Here is a 15,660-nt window from a genome sequence, read left to right on the forward strand (position 1 = left end):
CACCGCGTACGCACTGTGTGGTGACTTCGTCGAGGCGGAGGACCGGCCGACCCTCGTCGCCGCGTCGCAGAACGTGCCGCCCAGACAGCGTGCGGTGCTGGTGCTGCGGATAGTCCACGACCTGTCCATCGAGCAGGTGGCCGAGGCGATGCGCTGCTCGACGGGCACGGTCAGATGTCGGTCTACCAGTCCGACCGGGTGGTGTACCGGATCAGCTTGCACGGCTCGGCGAGCTGCTGGCCGGATGAGGTCGGCCTAGTCCTCGCGAGCGAGGCGATCGCTCGTGCTCACCGACATACTGACCGCGTGCGCTGGGTGCTGACTGCTGTGGTCGTGGTGGCGACCGTCGTGCCGGTCGCGTTCATGGCCGGTTGGGGCGCGGTCGCGTGCGCCGCGGTCGCGTCCGCGCCGGTGTACTGGGTCTTGCGCAAGCCGTTGCTGGTCGGGCTGGTTGTCGGGCTCGCCACGACTGTGCTCGCGGCCTTCTTCGTGGCCCCGCTGATTCCCGCCGGGCCACTCGTGGCGATCTACGTCATCGCCGCGTCCAGCCCGCCGCTGTGGCGGATGGTGTGCGTCGCCGTGGCCATCGTCGGCGTGACCGTGTCGCTGGTCATCCCAGGCGACGACGACCTGAACACCTACCGCTACCTGGCCATCGCGTATGTCGCGGCCTACGCGCTGGGCACGAGCACCCGGGCTCGACGCGCCCAGGCCGCGGAGGCCGCTGCTCGTGAACGGACACGGATCGCCCGCGAGATGCACGACGTCATCACGCATTCCGTCGGCATGATGGTGGTGCAGGCCGAAGCCGGACCGGTGGTCGTGGGAACCGATCCGGCCAAGGCGATCGGGGCGTTCGACGCGATCGCGTCCACCGGCCGGGGAGCCATCGCCCAGCTGCGCGAGGTCGTGCACGCGTTGCGGTCGCCGGGTGTGGCGGAGCTGCCCGAACTGGTCACGGGTGTCGCGTCGCTGGAGGTGGTCGGACGGCCGCGACCGTTGCCGTCCGAAGTGGACGTGACGGTGTACCGGGTCGTCCAGGAGTCGCTGACCAACGCCGTGCGGCACGCTTCGGCGTCCCGGATCCAGGTCAGGATCCGCTGGCAGGAAACAACAGTGGGGGTCGATGTGATCGACGACGGCCGTGGGCCGTCCGGCAGCCACGGCTTCGGGCTGCTGGGCATGCGGGAGCGGGTGACCGCGTGCGGCGGCACGCTGCGTACCGGGCCGGGGCCCGGCGGCGCCGGATTCGCTGTGCACGTGAGCTTGCCGATCTGATGCTGCGTGTGCTGGTGGTCGACGACCAGGACCTGTTCCGCGGCGGTTTCGCGATGATCCTCGACGCCCAGCCGGACATGCGGGTCGTCGGCGAGGCGGCGGACGGTGCCGAGGCGATCAGGGTCGCGACCGGGCTCGACCCGGACATCGTGCTGATGGACATCCGGATGCCGGTGGTCGACGGCGTCCGGGCCACCACCGAGATCTGCGCGAAGACCGGTGCCAAGGTGATCGTGCTGACCATGTTCGACGTGGACGAATACGTGTACGCGGCGCTGGCCGCCGGGGCGAGTGGCTTCCTGCTCAAGGACATCCGCCGTGACGAGCTCGTGAACGCGATCCGCGTGGTGGCCGCTGGTGACGCGCTGCTGGCGCCGAGCGTGACCCGGCGGCTGATCGCGGACCTCGCACGCCGCGGCCACCCGGTTCCCGCTCTGGTCACCCGGCTCGGTGAGCTGACCGACCGGGAACGGGACACCCTGCGCCAACTGGCCCGCGGATTGTCCAATGTGGAGATCGCGGCCGAGCTGCACGTCAGCGAGAACACGGTGAAGACGCACGTGAGCAACGTGCTGAGCAAGCTCGGCCTGCGGGATCGCGCGCAGGCCGTGGTGTTCGCCTACGAGTCCGGTCTGGTCATCGCGGGCGAGAGCTGATTCGTCCTCGTCGGCGATCCCCTGTCGCCGCGGCCGTCGCAAGCTGGGGCCGTGAAGATCCTCCTCGCGGTCGCGCTGGCACTCGGCCCGGCCCCGGCCGTGCACAGCGATATGTCGATAAATGTCCATCGTGGAATCCAGTACGCCACCGCCGCAAGGCAACAACCGCCCCGGCTCGTGGACGACGCGCGGGAAACGGGTGAGCTCAAGGTCTGCCCGCAGTTCCGCGACAACCTCTCCGAGGAATACCCGGACGGCAACCAGGTCTACCTCGACGAGGACTGCCTGCAGCTGAACGTGTGGGCGCCCCGGACCGGCGGGAAAAACCCGGTGACGGTGTTCTTCCACGGCGGCGCGAGCCGGTTCGGCACCGCCAACGAACCCCGCTACGACGGCACCGAGCTGGCCCGCGGCGGCACGGTCGTCGTGACCGCGAACTACCGCCTCGGCCTGCTGGGCGCCGGCAACAACTTCCTGCGCGACCAGATAACCGCACTGGAATGGGTGCAGAAGCGCATCGGATCGTTCGGCGGCGACCCCCGGAACGTCACGGCGATGGGCGAATCCGAAGGCGCGTTCTCGCTCAGCGCCATCCTCGCCACGGACAACCCGCAGCGACTGATGCGCCGGGTGATCCTGCAAAGCGGATCCGGCTACCTGACGCACGCGTCACCGACGCCGTCCGTCGACCTGACCGGCATGAGCACACTGGAGATCCTGCGGCTGCAGGAGAAGATGGTCGGCGAGAACCCGCTGACCGGTGCCGTCTACTTCGGACCGTACATCGACGGCGAGCTGGTGAAACGACCGGTGGTCGACGCGCTGCGGGCAGGCAACGCACGCGGCGTCGACCTCCTGATCGGCACGAACCGCGACGAGATGCGCTACTTCGCCCAGTTCGACCCGGACATCCTGAACCTCACACTGGAGCAGTACCGGGCGTTCTTCCCCCGTGAACTCGACCTCGGCACGGTCGCACGGGCCTACCGCGGCGAACCGAACGCCGCCTTGGCCATGCTCACCGACCAGACCATGCGCGTCCCCGCGACACGCATGGCCGAAGCACAACGCCGCTGGGGCAAGGCGTACGTGTACCAGTTCGACTGGGGCCCGGCCGTGCACACGGCCGAACTGCCGTTCGTGTTCGGCACCATGCGCTTCACCGGCGTTCCCGGCGGACAGCAGGCACACGACGCCGATCCCCGCGCGGCGAAGGCGTTGTCGGAGCAGATGCGACGTGCGTGGACGTCGTTCGGCCGTGACGGAAACCCGGGCTGGCCGCAGTACTGGCTGCGTATCACGAAGATCTGGGACACCGGCGCACGGCTGGCGATCGCGCCGAAGGACGCCCAGCGCGCGGCGTGGGACGGCTACGACTTCGCGGCGCTGAGGATCGCCCCGAGCTGAGCCTGCGCGAGCCGGGAAAGCGGAATCGGCTCGGCGACCGAGTCCTCCTCGGCCAGCCACCGCGTGAACAGCTCGGCGAACGCTGCTCGTGCCGACCGGACGGCGGCTCGGTGATTGCCCACCCCGAGTTCGCCGTCCAGGATCCGCAACCCGGTCGCGCAGGTGCGAAGCCGCAGCATGTGCGCGGTTTCCTGCAACCCGAACCACTCCGCGACCGTCGCGTCGCCCGCCGGGTCGCGCGAACGCAGCACGTCGCCGAACCGCTCCGCGCTGGTTCGTGAGTCGTGGAAAGCCCGCAGGAACGGCGAATCCCGCACGGTCAGCTCAACGAGCGGCAGGCGGGGCATCCGGTCGACGTCGCCGAACAACTCCGCGACGGCCGCGTAGACCTCACGCCGCGACTTGCCGGACGGCGAGCCGTCGCAACTGCGCGGATCCGACCACATCGGCACCTCGATCACCAGCGAGAACGTGCCGTACCGCTGTGCGTAGTGGATGCTGGACATGCCCGGCGTGAGCCGGCTCGCCGCCTCGACCGTGGGGAAGAGGAACACACCCGGCCGGATCATGTGCGTGCCAGGCATTTCCGCTTCGCCGACGTGCAACGGGATGCCGGTCGGCAGGGCGGCGAGCTGCTCGGCCAGCTCCGGGCGGTCCTCGCTGATGTAGTAGAAGGTGCCGCCGAGTTCGCCGTTGTGCAGCGAGCACAACAGGTCGGGGCGCAGCTCGTCGATCACGTCCCGCAGCGCACGGGTTTCCGGCATGCCGTCCGGGAACATCCACTCGACCTGCTCGTGCATCGGCGGCCGGTAGAACCCGCGCAGGTAGCGCTCGCGGTCGAGTGGCCCGTCGTACCAGCTCTCGTTGAGCCGGGCGCCGTCCGGATCGACGCAGCCGACCAGGTGCCAAGTGTGGCCCAGGTCGTCCTTGGCGACCTGTTCGGCCAGGTGCGGCACGGTCAGGAAACCGATCGGCTCGTTGGGATGCGGCCCGGCGAACACGAGCGCGTTCTTGGGGCCGCTGCCGATGCTGACCATCGTGATCGGCTCGCCCAGCCGGGACGTGCCGATCTGCCGTGGCGTGCCGTACTCGGCCAGCCGTGCGGCGACCTCGTCCGGACCGGGGAAGCCGTGCTCATCAGGAATCACAGATAATGACACTATCCAGATAGTGGTATTATTTCAACGTGCCGAGCAGAGCCGAGACCCAGGACCGCAACCGCCGCGCGTTGGTCACCGCGGCCGTCGACCTGATCGCCGCGCAGGGCTACCGGGCCGCGACCGTCGAGGCGATCGCGGCCAAGGCGGACCTCACCACGGGCGCGGTCTACTCCGCGTTCGGCGGCAAGCGCGAGCTGTTCGTCGCCGCGATCGAGCACTGCCGAGCCGAACAAGCGCTTGACCTGACCGGCGGCAGTCCCGTCGAGGTCCTCCGCCGGTTCGGCGCGTCCATGGCCGCCGCCGGAGCCACCGCGGACGCGCGACGGCTGTTCCGGTTCGAGGCCGAACTGGTGCCGTTGATCCTGCACGATCCCGTGCTCGCCCAACGCCTGCACCAGGACCCGCTGGTCGCCGAGTTGACCGAAGCACTGACCCGAGCCGGACAGCAGGACGCGGAGCGCGTGGCCATGTCGGCCGCCGCGCTCGCCCGTGGACTGCTGCAACAGTGGTTGCTGCGCGGCGACGAAGTCGATGCGGCGCTGGTCACCGATGCCTGTGCGGCGCTAGCCGGTCTTCTTGAACTCGAAGGCCTTGGCGGCGTCTGAACTGGTGTTGTACTTGACGGTCTTCAAGCCGAACGGTTTCGCCGGGTCGACCGCGAACAACGTGCTGGAACGCGGCGGGTTGCGCGTCTCGGCCGGGCCGTACTGGTAGTCGTCGGTCAGCCCGTCGAACGACACCTTGCCGAGCTGGTTGAGCGCGTTCAGGATCCCGTCACGCGACAGATTGCCGTTCTGCACCGCCTTCTCCAGCACAGCGGTCATCGCCCGCGCCTGGTTGTAGCCGAACGCGAGGTAGTAGTCGGGTTGCTGGCTGGGCCCGAACTGCGTGGTCCGCGACACCAGGTCCTTCATGCCGGACACCTTCTCGTCGCCCCACTCCGTGCCCTCGGCCACGATGATCGCGGTCTGCTGCAGGTACGGCGTGATCGGCGACTTCGCCATCGCGGCCGCGTAGGCGGGGGACTGGGCGTACCAGCGCGGCGCGAACTTCGCCTGCGCCGCCGTGCCCCAGATCTTGCCCGCGTCGGTCGGCGTCGCGGTCAGGAACACCATCTGGCAGCCAGCCAGCGCCTGGATCTGGCCGGTGAAGTTCTCCGTGCCGGTCTTGTACCGCTGGGCGGTGGCGATGGTGAAACCGTACTTCTCCGCCGCGTACTGCAGGCCCTGCAACCCCGCTTCGCCGTACACGTCGTCCTGGATCATCGTGCAGATCCTGGAGTTCTTGCTGCCGCCACCCACGGTCAGGTAGTGGTCGAGAGCGTTGATCACCTGGATCTGGTACGGCCCACCGACCGGCAGCAGGTTCGGTTCACGCACCCACAACGCGTCCAGCGACGCGGGCGCGGCCAGCACCTTGTCGGTCTTCAACTGCGGCAGCACCGCCAAAGTCGGCGCCGTGCCCAGCACCTGGGTGAACGCGACCACGTTGCCCTTCACCTTGTTGTACTGCTGCACGGTGACGTCCGGCTTGTACTGGGTGTCCTCCTGCACGAGCTCCACTTTGTACTTCCCGGCCACGCCGCCGCGCTGGTTGAGCGCGTCGAACCAGATCTTGTTGCCCGCGGTCAGCGGCTGCCCGATCACCGCGACCGGCCCGGACAGCGGCGAGAGCACACCGAGCCTGATGGTGGTCCCGTCGAAGCCGGAGGTGGACGGCGGCGCGCCCGCGGTGCCGCCGCTCTGGCTCCCGCCTTGATCTCCAGCGCCTCCGCAGCCCGCCACGAGGAGCATGGCGGCCAACGCGCACGTGATGCGTCGATGCATGGTGACGGCCTCCTAGTACGAGAATGGCCAAGACTTGAAGTAAGCCTTGATCCGCAACCAGATCCCTGCGAGACCCCGTGGCTCGAAGACGAGGAACAGCACGATCAGCACCCCGAAGATGGCCTGGTTCAACGCGAAGACGCTGATGAACCCCTCACCGCCGACACCGGTGCGCACCCCCGGGATGGCGTCGCCGAACCGGTCGATCAGCGCGGGCAGCGCCCCGACGAAGACCGCACCGAGAATCGACCCGAACACCGTGCCGAGCCCGCCGACGATGACGATCGCGATGTACTGGATGGACAACAGCAGATTCCACTCGTCCGGGCTGACGAACTGCTGGTACGACCCGAAAAGCGCGCCGGCGACCGACGCGATCGCACTGGACACGACGAACGCGCCGATCTTGTACCGGCCCGCGCGCACCCCGATCACCTCAGCCGCCTGGTCCCGGTCGCGGACCGCCTGCAACGCCCGCCCCGGCCTGGTCCGCACCAGGTTCTTGACCAGCAACGCGACGATCGCGACCAGCACCCACACCAGCCAGAAGTAGCCCTGGTTGCGCGAATACACCTCACCGGCCAGTTCGACCCGGTTGAAGTCGACCGGCCCGAGCGCCACCTGGGCGTTGATGGACGTACCGGAGTTGCCGCCGGTCAAACCGCGCCAGTTGCGCCACAGGTGCTCACCGATGAACACCAGCCCCAACGTGACGATCGCCAGGTAGTGCCCGCGCAGCCGCAAGGCGAACGGCCCGATCACCGCACCGAGCATCCCGCCCACGAGCGCCGCCGCCGGCAACCACAGGTAGAGCGGGAGATCGCTGCCGACCCAGCCGGTGACGTACGCCCCCGCGCCGATGAAGAACGCGTGCCCGAGCGAAATCTGCCCACAGTAGCCAGTCAGCAGGTTGAGCCCGATCGCGCCGACAGCCGTGATGCCGACGTAGACGAGAACGGAGAGCCAGAAGTCGTCCTGAACCACCATCGGCAGCATCACCAGGCCGACGAGCATGGCGACCAGACCGGCCCTGGCCGTCGGCGAACCGAAGAGCCGGAGGTCCTGCCGGTAGTCCCGGACGAGATCGCGGTGCGGCTTGGCCATCAGACTCGCCTCACGTCCTTGGTTCCCAGCAGCCCGTAAGGCCGGATCAGCAGAACGACGATCATCAAGATGTACGGAACGATGACGGACACGTTGTCCCCGGCCCAGGAGAACAACTGGTCCTGGTAGCCACGCGTCAACGCCTCGGCCAGCCCGATCAGCGACCCACCGAGCACAGCCCCGGCGGGCGAATCCATCCCACCGACGATCATGGCGGGAAAAGCGGCCAGCGCGATGAACCCGATGGAAGGCGACAACCCACCAGGCCCAGCGGCCATCGCGATCCCAGCCAGCGCAGCCAACGCCGCCGCGATCGCCCACGAAACAGCGTAGATCTTCTTGGCACTGATGCCCTGCGCCAACGCGGCCTCCGGGTCGAACGCGGTCACACGCATCGCCAACCCGAGCGACGAGTACTTGAAGAACAGGAAGAACCCGACGACAACAGCGGCAGTGAGCCCGATCGTCCACAAATCCTTGACCCCGAACACCAGCCCACCGACCTCAACGGTGTGGATGTTCCACGGATTGCGCACCTGAAGGTTGTCGAAACCCCAGATAGCCGTGATGACGGGCTCAAGGACGAACAGCAGCCCGATAGTGATCATGATGACCGCGAACGGCGGCTGCCCGACCATCCGTCGCAACACCAGCCGCTCGAACCCTGCCCCCACCACCGCCGCGACCAGACAAGCCAGCAAGATCGCCACCCCGAACGCGAGCAGCAGGTTGTTGGAGAACGTGTACCCGAGATAGGCCCCGAGCGCGAGCAACCCACCCTGCGCGAAGTTGATGACCCCGGTGGACTTGAAGATGACCACGAAACCCAGCGCGACCAAGGCGTAGGTGGACCCCAACGCCAGCCCGGCGAAACAGTTCTGCAGGAAGGCAGTCATCGCCCCACCAACCACGGCGCTTCGCAACACGTCAGCCGCAGTCGCTTCCGGCCCAACTCCCGCTTCTGGTTCGCTGTGTCCGGCTGGTTCTGGTTCGCCGTCTCGGGCGACCTCCGGTTCACTGTCTCCGGCGACCTCCGGCCCCCGGAATCCAGCCTACCGCCAGCCACCAACGGAAAGGCTGCGGCGAAGGCCCGCCAACCCCGGTTATCCACAAGCCCCGAGTTGTCCACAGCGCGCACGAGGTACATCCCGCCGCCCCCACCACCCCGATAGACTGGAGCAGGGCCGCCCCCCGGGTTGGGTGGGGGACTGTGGTGTGGGGGATGTTGGTGTGCGGGACAGGTTTTGGGTGGGGAGGTGGGCGGGGGCGTCATGTGTACATCGCCTCGATTTCCGCGTGGAAGCGCTTTTCGATCGCGGTGCGTTTGACCTTCTGGGTCGCTGTCAGCTCGCCGTCCTCGTGGTCGAGTTCCTTGCCGATCAGCGCGAAGCGCTTGACTTGCTCCACCTGTGCCAGTTCCTTGTTCGCCGCGCTCACGACGTTCCCGATCAGCGCGTGCACTTCCGGTTTGTCGGACAGGTCGGCGTATGTCGTGTACGCCAGGCCTCTGCGGGTGGCCCAGTTGCCGACGGTGTCCAGTTCGATGCCGACCAGGGCTGTCAGGTACTTGCGGCGGTCGCCGACCACCATGGCTTCCCGGACGTACGGCGACACCTTCAGCAGGTTCTCGATTTCCGACGGTGACACGTTCTTCCCGCCCGCCGTGATGATGATGTCCTTCTTGCGGTCCGTGATCGTCAGGAATCCGTCGTCCGACAGGGTGCCGACGTCGCCCGTGTGCAGCCAGCCGTCGGTGTCCACTGTCGCCGCGGTTGCCGCCGGGTCGTCGAGGTATCCCTGGAACACGCCGTCTGATCTGGTGAGGATCTCGCCGTCGTCGGCGATCCGGATCTCGACGCCGGGCAGTGCGCGGCCCACGGTGCCGAGCCGCACGTCGCCCGGTGGGGTCAGGGTGCAGATCGCTGTGTTCTCGGTCTGTCCGTAGCCTTCGAGAACCGGGATTCCGACGGCCCACAGGTACTCCAGGACCTGCGGCGCGATCGGCGCGGCCCCCGACACCGGCACGCGGACGCGTGACATGCCGAGTTTCAGCCGCAACGGCCGGAAGACCAGCAGTTCGCACAACGCGAGCACGATCTTGTCCGCGGGCGAGGTGCGGCCGGACATCCGGCGGGGTGCGATCCGCCGCCCCTGGCGCAGGCAAGCCTTGTAGACGAGGCGTTTGAGCCGGGAGGCGTCCGACATCCGGATCTCCACCCCGGCCATCATCTTCTCCCACACGCGGGGCACGCCGAGGAACACTGTCGGCTGGACGTCGCGCAGGTCCTGCGCGAAGGCCTCGCCGCCTTCGCCGAAGTTCACCGTCGAGCCCGCCCACACCGCGTCGATCACCGAGATCAACCGCTCGGCGATGTGGCACAACGGCAGGTAGCTCAGCACCTCGTCACGGTCGCCGGCGCCGAGCGCGTCGACGAACTTGCGGCCGGACGCCACCAGGTTGGCGTGCGAGATCACCGCGCCTTTCGGCGGCCCGGTCGTTCCTGACGTGTACACGAGGATCGCGGGCGCTGACGGATCCAAGGAGGACACCGTGGCCGCGTAGGAACCGTCGTCGTCGGCCATCAGGTCCGCGAAGGTCAGGATCCCCTCCGCGCGCACGCCTCGCGGGTCGATCACCACGATGTGCCGCAGGTCCGGCAGGTTCTGCCGGACGGCGAGCACCTTGTCCAGCTGTTGCTCGTCTTCGGTGATCAGCACCGAGACCGCGGCGTGGGCGAGCAGGTATTCGATCTCCGCCGCCGGTGACGTCGGGTAGATCCCGACGCTCACCGCGCCGAGTCCTTGCACGGCAAGGTCCGCGAGCAGCCATTCGGGCCGGTTCTCGGCGTGGATGGCCACTCTGGTCCCCGCTGCCACGCCGAGCCGGCGTAACCCGGCGGCGGTTCGGGCGACCTGCGCGGCGTACCCGGCCCAGGTCGTCTCCCGCCAGCGGCCCCAGAGTTTGTGCCGCAGTGCGACTTCTTTCGGCTGTGTCGCCGCCAGTTCCAGCAGCCGGGCCGGGAGTGTTGATATGTCGACTTCGGACTGACGCAGTGCGGTGCTCATGCCGCACCGCCGAGGTAGGCCTCGATGACCTGCGGGTCGTCCTGCACGTCGGCCGGTGTGCCCGACGCGATCACCACGCCGAAGTCCAGCGCCAGCACGCGGGTCGCGAGGTCCATCACCAGCCGCATGTCGTGTTCGACCAGGATCATCGTCAACGGCAGGCGCCTGCGGACCTCCGTCAGGTACCTGGCCATGTCCTCGGTTTCCTCGAGGTTCATCCCCGCGACGGGTTCGTCCAACAGCAGCAGCGTCGGCTCCATCGCCAGCGCACGGCCGAGTTCGGCCCGTTTCGCCACGCCGTACGGCAGCAGCCCGGCGGGCATCCGCCGGTACGACTCCAGTTCCAGCAGTTCGATGATCGACTCGACGGCCTCGCGGTGCGCCAGTTCCTCGCGCTTGGCCCGGCCCCACCAGAGCATCCCGGAGACCATTCCCGTGCTCATCAGGTGATGGCGGCCGAGCATCAGGTTGTCGATCAGGCTCAGGTGCTCGAACAGCCCGAGGTTCTGGAACGTCCGCGCCACCCCCAGCGCCGCGATCGACGCGGGCGACTTCCCGCTCAGCCTCGTCGCGCCGAGTGTGATCGTGCCCTGCTGCGGGCGGTAGACACCGTTGAGGCAGTTGAAGATGGACGTCTTGCCCGCGCCGTTCGGGCCGATGATCGCGAACAGTTCACCCGCGCCGACGTCGAAGCTCACGCCGTCCAGCGCGGTGACCCCGCCGAACCGCAACACCAGGTCCCGTACTTCGAGCAACGGTGTCAGGCGCTCCAACGCTTCCTCCTCCGGTAGCTCTTCACGTCGGCGAACGACCGGCGCTCACCGGAACCCAGGTAGAACTCGCGGATGTCCTCGTCGGCCAGCAGGTCGGCAGCCGGGCCGTCCTTGACGACCTTGCCGTTCTCCAGTACGTAGCCGAAGTTCGCGATCGCCAGCGCCATCACGGCGTTCTGCTCGATCAGCAGTACGCTCGTGCCCTGCTGGTTGATCTGCACGACGATGTCGCGGACCTGCTCGACCAGGCGCGGCGCCAGGCCGAGGGAGGGCTCGTCGAGCAGGAGCAGTTTCGGGGACGCCATCAGCGCGCGGCCGATCGCGAGCATCTGCTGCTCGCCGCCGGACAGGTACCCGGCGATGGACTTGCGGCGCTGGGCCAGGACGGGGAACAGGTCGAGCACGCGGGCGTAGGACTCTTTGACCTCGGTACGGGAGCGTCGCGTGTAGGCACCGGCGCGCAGGTTCTCGTCCACCGTGATCTCGGCGAACACACGCCTGCCTTCGAGGACCTGCGCGATGCCTCCGCGGACGATCGCCGCTGGGTCCGCGCCGGTGATGTCGCCGCCGGCTAATCGGACCGTGCCCTTGGTGATCTTGCCCCGGTGCGGCCCGAGCAGGCCGGTCACCGCCCGCAGCAGCGTGGTCTTGCCCGCGCCGTTCGCGCCGAGCACCGCCACGATCGCCCCGTCCGGCACGTGCAGGCTCAGCCCGCGCAGGACCAGGACGACGTCGTCGTAGACAACTTCCAGGTTGCTGACAGCCAGCATCCGCGCGCCCTTCCTGTGCACCAGGCAAACCGGGCATTCGTGACCTAGATCACTGTCGGAAGGTAACGCCGCGTCTGACGGCCGAGCAAGCATCAGGCTGAACCGTGACCTGACGCAACAGGACGTGGCTCGATCGGCCCGAGTTGTCCACAGCGAGTAGTTGTCCACAGCCCCGCCCCCGCCGGGCTTCCGCCCACACCCCCACCCGCCATAGCCTGGAATCAGGGGTCCCCCTTCAGGCGGCGGCGGGGTGTGGGGGTGGCTGGGAGCGGTTCCAGGCGCCGGAGCCGGGCAGGGTCTTGCCTGGTCGGGGGGGTCAGCCGGTCACCCGGAGCGTGCGCAGGCCGCGGATCACGAACTCCGGCCGCCGCTCAGGCTCGCCGTCCAGCCGCAGGTCCGGCATCTTCGTGGTCAACGCCTTCAGCGCGGCCATGATCTCCACCCGGGCGAGCGGCGCCCCGACGCAGTAGTGGATCCCGCCGCCGAAACCCAGGTGCGGGTTGGGGCTGCGGCCGATGTCCAGGGTGTCCGGCCGGTCGAACACCTGCGGGTCGCGCGCCGCGGCGCCGAGCAGCGCGGCGATCTTCTCGCCAGGCCGCACAGTGTGGCCCGCGATCGTGACCTCCTCGGTGGCGGTGCGTTCGAACATCTGCAGCGGTGCGTCGTAACGGATCAGCTCCTCGGCGGCCGTCGGCAGCAGCGGCGGGTCGTCCACCAGCCGCTGCCACTGGTCCCGGTTGCGCATCAGCGCCACGACGCCGTTGCCGATCACGTTCACGGTCGCCTCATGCCCGGCCATCAGGAACAGCACAGCCGTGGCCACGAGCTCGTCCTGGTCGAGGTTCTCGCCGTCGTGCGCGGCGACCAGGTCCTCGATCAAACTGCCCGGCGCCGGTTGCGCGGCCAGGTCACGCAGGTACGCCACGAACTCACTCGCCGCCTCCTCGGCTTTGCGGCGCGACTCCTCCGGCAGGCCGTACTCGTACATCTTCACGATCGCGTTCGACCACGGCACCAGCTTCGACCGGTCCGCCCCCGGCACCCCGAGCAGCTCGGCGATCACCTCCACCGGCAGTGGCGCCGCCAGCTTCTCCAGCAGGTCACCGCCGCCTTTCAGATCGTCCACCAGCCGCCCGGCCAGCTCGTCGACCCACGGGCGCAACCGCTCGGTGTGGCCGCGGCCGAACGCGGCCGATACAAGTCGCCGCAGCCGCGTGTGCGTCGGCGGCTCGTTCTCCAGCAACGAGTTGCGGTGCAGCAGGTTGAACGACGTGAACTGCTCGACCGGCGTGGCGTCGTGCCAGATCCGGCCGAGACTGCGGCTGCGCAGCACTTCCGACGCCGCCGCGTGCGACACCGCGACCGCGACGCCCAGGTCGGGATGGGCGTGGACCTGGGCTTTCTCGCGCATTGCCGCGAACGTCGGGTACGGGTCGGCGACGAATCCGGGGTCATGGAGGTCGAACGGCATGTCAGCAACCGTATGGCCGCAGTTCACACGGTCGCCAGATGGCTCGTGCGACGATCGCGTTGTGTTGACCGAAGTCGTCGCACACCGCGGCGCGTCCGCCGACCTGGCCGAGCACACGCTCGCCGCGTACCAACTCGCGCTGGAGCAGGGCGCGACCGGCCTGGAGTGCGACGTCCGGCTGACTCGCGACGGCGAGCTCGTCTGCGTGCACGACCGCCGGGTCGACCGGACGTCGACAGGCCGCGGTGTCGTGAGCGTGATGACCTTGTCCGAGCTCGACGAACTGCGCTGGGGCGACGAGGACAAGCCCGGTGTCCTGCGCCTGGAGTCGCTGCTCGAGCTGTTGACGCCCGGTGTCCGGCTGTTCGTCGAGACCAAGCACCCGGTCCGCTACGGCGGGCTGGTCGAAGCGAAGCTGGTGGCCCTGCTCGCCCGGCACAGCCTGGCCAGGCCCGCCAACAAGGAAGAGTCACCGATCGTGGTGATGTCCTTCTCCCAGCAGGCGGTCCGCCGAGTGCAACGGCACGCGCCGCAACTGCCCACGGTGATGCTCAGCGGAACCCGGCTGGCGCCCCGCATCGGCGACTACGCCGGGCCGTCGATTGAACGTTTGCGTGCCGATCCGACGTATGTGGAGCGTGCGGGTAGGCCGGTGTACTGCTGGACCGTGGACGAGCCCGAGGATGTGCTGCTCTGCAAGCGACTCGGGGTCCGGTTCGTGGCGACCAACAAGCCCGCCGCGACCTTGGAAGTTCTGCGCGGTACGGTCCCGGAGTCCGAACCGTCGAGATAGGGAGTTGTTGTGGGCAAGGGCGCCGGGGCGAAGCAGGCCAGGAGAGCACGGCGTTCGGCTGCCGGTGACGAAGGGATCAACCCGCGTCAGGCATGCCCGTGCGGCTCGGGTAAGCGCTACAAGGCGTGCCACGGCGCGCCGGGCGGCGTCACCGAGGTCGCCGTCGCGCGGCCGTTCGAAGGACTCGCCGGTGAGTGCGAGCTCGTCGCGCTGCGCGAGTTCGTCCCGTCCGCGACCGTGCGGCTGAAGCTCGCGTCCGAGCCGAAGCGCCCGGTCACGCTGGGCACCGTGCTGCCGTTGGCCTCCGCGGGCCTGGTCCGCGGGGACGAGTCGGAAGAGGCGTTCATCGGGCTGCAGGTGCAGACCCGGTCGCTGGACATCAGCCGTGACGTCGCCAGGTCGATCCTGTGGACGCAGGACGCGAAGCCGGGTGACGTGCTGAGCGTGGTCGCACAGGACGACGAGCGCACCGAGCGGCTGCAGGACATCCTCGTCGCGGACGCGCCGTTCGAGCCGGAGATCCACGACAACTTCAACTGGTGGCTCGCGGAGAACACCGAGGCGACCGGCGAGGTCGCGCTGTCGCTCGAGCGGGCCAACGAGGCGATCATGCCGACGCAGCGCGTCGGTGACGCGGCGTACTGGACGCTCGCCGGCGACAAGGCGTACCTGCGCTGGGTGCGCCCGGAGCCGGAAGAGCAGCTGATGGCCGCACTGGCCCGGCTCAGCGCCGCCGGTGGCCTGACGCTCGGCGAAGGCTCGAAGTACGCGGGCTCGTTCCGCGCGCACGGCCTGTTGGTGCCGGTGTGGGACCTGGACAACGAGATGCACTCGCGCGAGTGGGAGAAGCCCGTCGCGGAGCTCGGCGCCCGGCTGGCCGAAGCGCTCAACGACAAGCCGCTGACCAGCGACGAGCGCCGCGCCAGGGACGGCCTGATCGGCAGGCAGGTCACGATCAGGTGATTCTGCACATGTGTGGCCGTGCCGAGTGGCCACCACAGGGCGACGACTACCGTGCCGAATCCCTCGAGGTCGAGGGGTTCGTGCACTGCTCGGACTTCGGCACAGTGCACCTGCCCGCGAACGCGCTGTTCAGCGGCCGGACCGACCTGGTGCTGCTGGTGATCGACCCGGCCCGGCTGGACGCCGAGCTGAAGTGGGAACGCCCGCTCGTCGGGCCGCCGGAAGGACCGTGGTTCCCGCACGTCTACGGCCCGATCAACCCGGACGCGGTGGTCGAGGTGATCGACTTCCCGCCGGGGCCGGACGGGACCTTCACGCTGCCCGCGGTGCTCGCGAACCGGTGAGCAAACTCGAGGCAACCCCAGCGCGAGCTGGGGCGTGTCCAGCATGTGA

Annotated in this window: 16 protein-coding genes; 8 read left to right on the top strand and 8 right to left on the bottom strand. The window is 68.7% G+C overall.

What is annotated here, in order from left to right; genetic code table 11:
• Positions 1–73: 73 nt before the first annotated feature.
• The 4 genes from AOZ06_RS61585 (at position 74) to AOZ06_RS00550 (ending at position 3,341) form a co-directional block, all read left to right on the top strand.
• Complete coding sequence (locus AOZ06_RS61585) at positions 74–259, top strand: RNA polymerase sigma factor (RefSeq protein WP_335338434.1); 186 nt, start codon at positions 74–76, stop codon at positions 257–259.
• Positions 175–1,278: a sensor histidine kinase gene (locus AOZ06_RS00540; RefSeq protein WP_083471423.1), complete on the top strand. Its 1,104-nt coding sequence runs from the start codon at positions 175–177 to the stop codon at positions 1,276–1,278. Before AOZ06_RS61585 ends, AOZ06_RS00540 begins: the two co-directional genes overlap by 85 nt.
• On the top strand, positions 1,275–1,934 hold the full coding sequence (locus AOZ06_RS00545; RefSeq protein ID WP_054296318.1) for a response regulator: 660 nt from the start codon (positions 1,275–1,277) through the stop codon (positions 1,932–1,934). The genes AOZ06_RS00540 and AOZ06_RS00545 overlap by 4 nt, the downstream gene beginning before the upstream one ends.
• Positions 1,935–2,045: 111 nt before the next feature.
• Positions 2,046–3,341, top strand: coding sequence for a carboxylesterase family protein (locus AOZ06_RS00550; protein WP_157232741.1), 1,296 nt, complete (start codon positions 2,046–2,048; stop codon positions 3,339–3,341).
• Here the strand turns inward: AOZ06_RS00550 and AOZ06_RS00555 are convergent.
• Complete coding sequence (locus AOZ06_RS00555) at positions 3,305–4,489, bottom strand: M14 family metallopeptidase (RefSeq protein WP_054287596.1); 1,185 nt, start codon at positions 4,487–4,489, stop codon at positions 3,305–3,307. The genes AOZ06_RS00550 and AOZ06_RS00555 overlap by 37 nt on opposite strands.
• 38 nt (positions 4,490–4,527) lie before the next feature.
• Between AOZ06_RS00555 and AOZ06_RS00560 the strand changes: the two genes are divergently transcribed.
• Positions 4,528–5,106, top strand: a complete 579-nt coding sequence (locus AOZ06_RS00560; RefSeq protein WP_054287597.1) for a TetR/AcrR family transcriptional regulator — start codon at positions 4,528–4,530, stop codon at positions 5,104–5,106.
• On the opposite strand, the gene AOZ06_RS00565 is transcribed toward AOZ06_RS00560, so the two are convergent.
• The 7 genes from AOZ06_RS00565 to AOZ06_RS00595 all read right to left on the bottom strand — a co-directional run bounded on the left by AOZ06_RS00565 (position 5,065) and on the right by AOZ06_RS00595 (position 13,511).
• Positions 5,065–6,327 (bottom strand): ABC transporter substrate-binding protein, encoded by a 1,263-nt coding sequence (locus AOZ06_RS00565; protein WP_054287598.1) that lies wholly within the window; start codon positions 6,325–6,327, stop codon positions 5,065–5,067. The two genes, AOZ06_RS00560 and AOZ06_RS00565, sit on opposite strands and share 42 nt — an antisense overlap.
• Positions 6,328–6,339: 12 nt before the next feature.
• Positions 6,340–7,431, bottom strand: coding sequence for a branched-chain amino acid ABC transporter permease (locus AOZ06_RS00570; protein ID WP_054287599.1), 1,092 nt, complete (start codon positions 7,429–7,431; stop codon positions 6,340–6,342).
• On the bottom strand, positions 7,431–8,327 hold the full coding sequence (locus AOZ06_RS00575; protein ID WP_054287600.1) for a branched-chain amino acid ABC transporter permease: 897 nt from the start codon (positions 8,325–8,327) through the stop codon (positions 7,431–7,433). The genes AOZ06_RS00570 and AOZ06_RS00575 overlap by 1 nt, the downstream gene beginning before the upstream one ends.
• A gap of 373 nt (positions 8,328–8,700) precedes the next feature.
• Positions 8,701–10,497 carry an AMP-dependent synthetase/ligase gene (locus AOZ06_RS00580; RefSeq protein ID WP_054287601.1) on the bottom strand — a complete coding sequence of 599 codons (1,797 nt, stop codon included), beginning with the start codon at positions 10,495–10,497 and terminating at the stop codon, positions 8,701–8,703.
• Positions 10,494–11,270, bottom strand: coding sequence for an ABC transporter ATP-binding protein (locus tag AOZ06_RS00585; RefSeq protein ID WP_054287602.1), 777 nt, complete (start codon positions 11,268–11,270; stop codon positions 10,494–10,496). The genes AOZ06_RS00580 and AOZ06_RS00585 overlap by 4 nt, the downstream gene beginning before the upstream one ends.
• The gene (locus AOZ06_RS00590) at positions 11,258–12,040 is read right to left on the bottom strand and encodes an ABC transporter ATP-binding protein (protein WP_054287603.1); all 783 of its coding nucleotides are present in this window, start codon (positions 12,038–12,040) and stop codon (positions 11,258–11,260) included. Before AOZ06_RS00590 ends, AOZ06_RS00585 begins: the two co-directional genes overlap by 13 nt.
• Positions 12,041–12,356: 316 nt before the next feature.
• A complete protein-coding gene (locus AOZ06_RS00595) occupies positions 12,357–13,511 on the bottom strand; it encodes a cytochrome P450 (RefSeq protein ID WP_054287604.1) in 1,155 nt (384 codons plus the stop codon).
• A 61-nt stretch (positions 13,512–13,572) separates the two neighbouring features.
• Between AOZ06_RS00595 and AOZ06_RS00600 the strand changes: the two genes are divergently transcribed.
• From AOZ06_RS00600 to AOZ06_RS00610, 3 genes are read left to right on the top strand one after another with little or no spacing between them, the layout of a single operon-like run.
• The gene (locus AOZ06_RS00600; protein WP_054287605.1) at positions 13,573–14,304 is read left to right on the top strand and encodes a glycerophosphodiester phosphodiesterase family protein; all 732 of its coding nucleotides are present in this window, start codon (positions 13,573–13,575) and stop codon (positions 14,302–14,304) included.
• Between the two features lie 9 nt (positions 14,305–14,313).
• The gene (locus tag AOZ06_RS00605) at positions 14,314–15,267 is read left to right on the top strand and encodes a DUF5926 family protein (RefSeq protein ID WP_179950798.1); all 954 of its coding nucleotides are present in this window, start codon (positions 14,314–14,316) and stop codon (positions 15,265–15,267) included.
• Complete coding sequence (locus AOZ06_RS00610) at positions 15,264–15,611, top strand: DUF952 domain-containing protein (RefSeq protein WP_054287606.1); 348 nt, start codon at positions 15,264–15,266, stop codon at positions 15,609–15,611. Before AOZ06_RS00605 ends, AOZ06_RS00610 begins: the two co-directional genes overlap by 4 nt.
• Positions 15,612–15,660 lie beyond the last annotated feature (49 nt).

The organism is Kibdelosporangium phytohabitans (assembly GCF_001302585.1).
GTDB classification, from domain to species: domain Bacteria; phylum Actinomycetota; class Actinomycetes; order Mycobacteriales; family Pseudonocardiaceae; genus Kibdelosporangium; species Kibdelosporangium phytohabitans.

Coding starts and splice junctions, on each gene's coding strand:
- AOZ06_RS00565 (WP_054287598.1), bottom strand. CDS start 6,327: ATGCATCGACGCATCACGTGCGCGTTGGCCGCCATGCTCCTCGTGGCG.
- AOZ06_RS00550 (WP_157232741.1), top strand. CDS start 2,046: ATGTCGATAAATGTCCATCGTGGAATCCAGTACGCCACCGCCGCAAGG.
- AOZ06_RS00580 (WP_054287601.1), bottom strand. CDS start 10,497: ATGAGCACCGCACTGCGTCAGTCCGAAGTCGACATATCAACACTCCCG.
- AOZ06_RS00595 (WP_054287604.1), bottom strand. CDS start 13,511: ATGCCGTTCGACCTCCATGACCCCGGATTCGTCGCCGACCCGTACCCG.
- AOZ06_RS00540 (WP_083471423.1), top strand. CDS start 175: ATGTCGGTCTACCAGTCCGACCGGGTGGTGTACCGGATCAGCTTGCAC.
- AOZ06_RS00590 (WP_054287603.1), bottom strand. CDS start 12,040: ATGCTGGCTGTCAGCAACCTGGAAGTTGTCTACGACGACGTCGTCCTG.
- AOZ06_RS00570 (WP_054287599.1), bottom strand. CDS start 7,431: ATGGCCAAGCCGCACCGCGATCTCGTCCGGGACTACCGGCAGGACCTC.
- AOZ06_RS00575 (WP_054287600.1), bottom strand. CDS start 8,327: ATGACTGCCTTCCTGCAGAACTGTTTCGCCGGGCTGGCGTTGGGGTCC.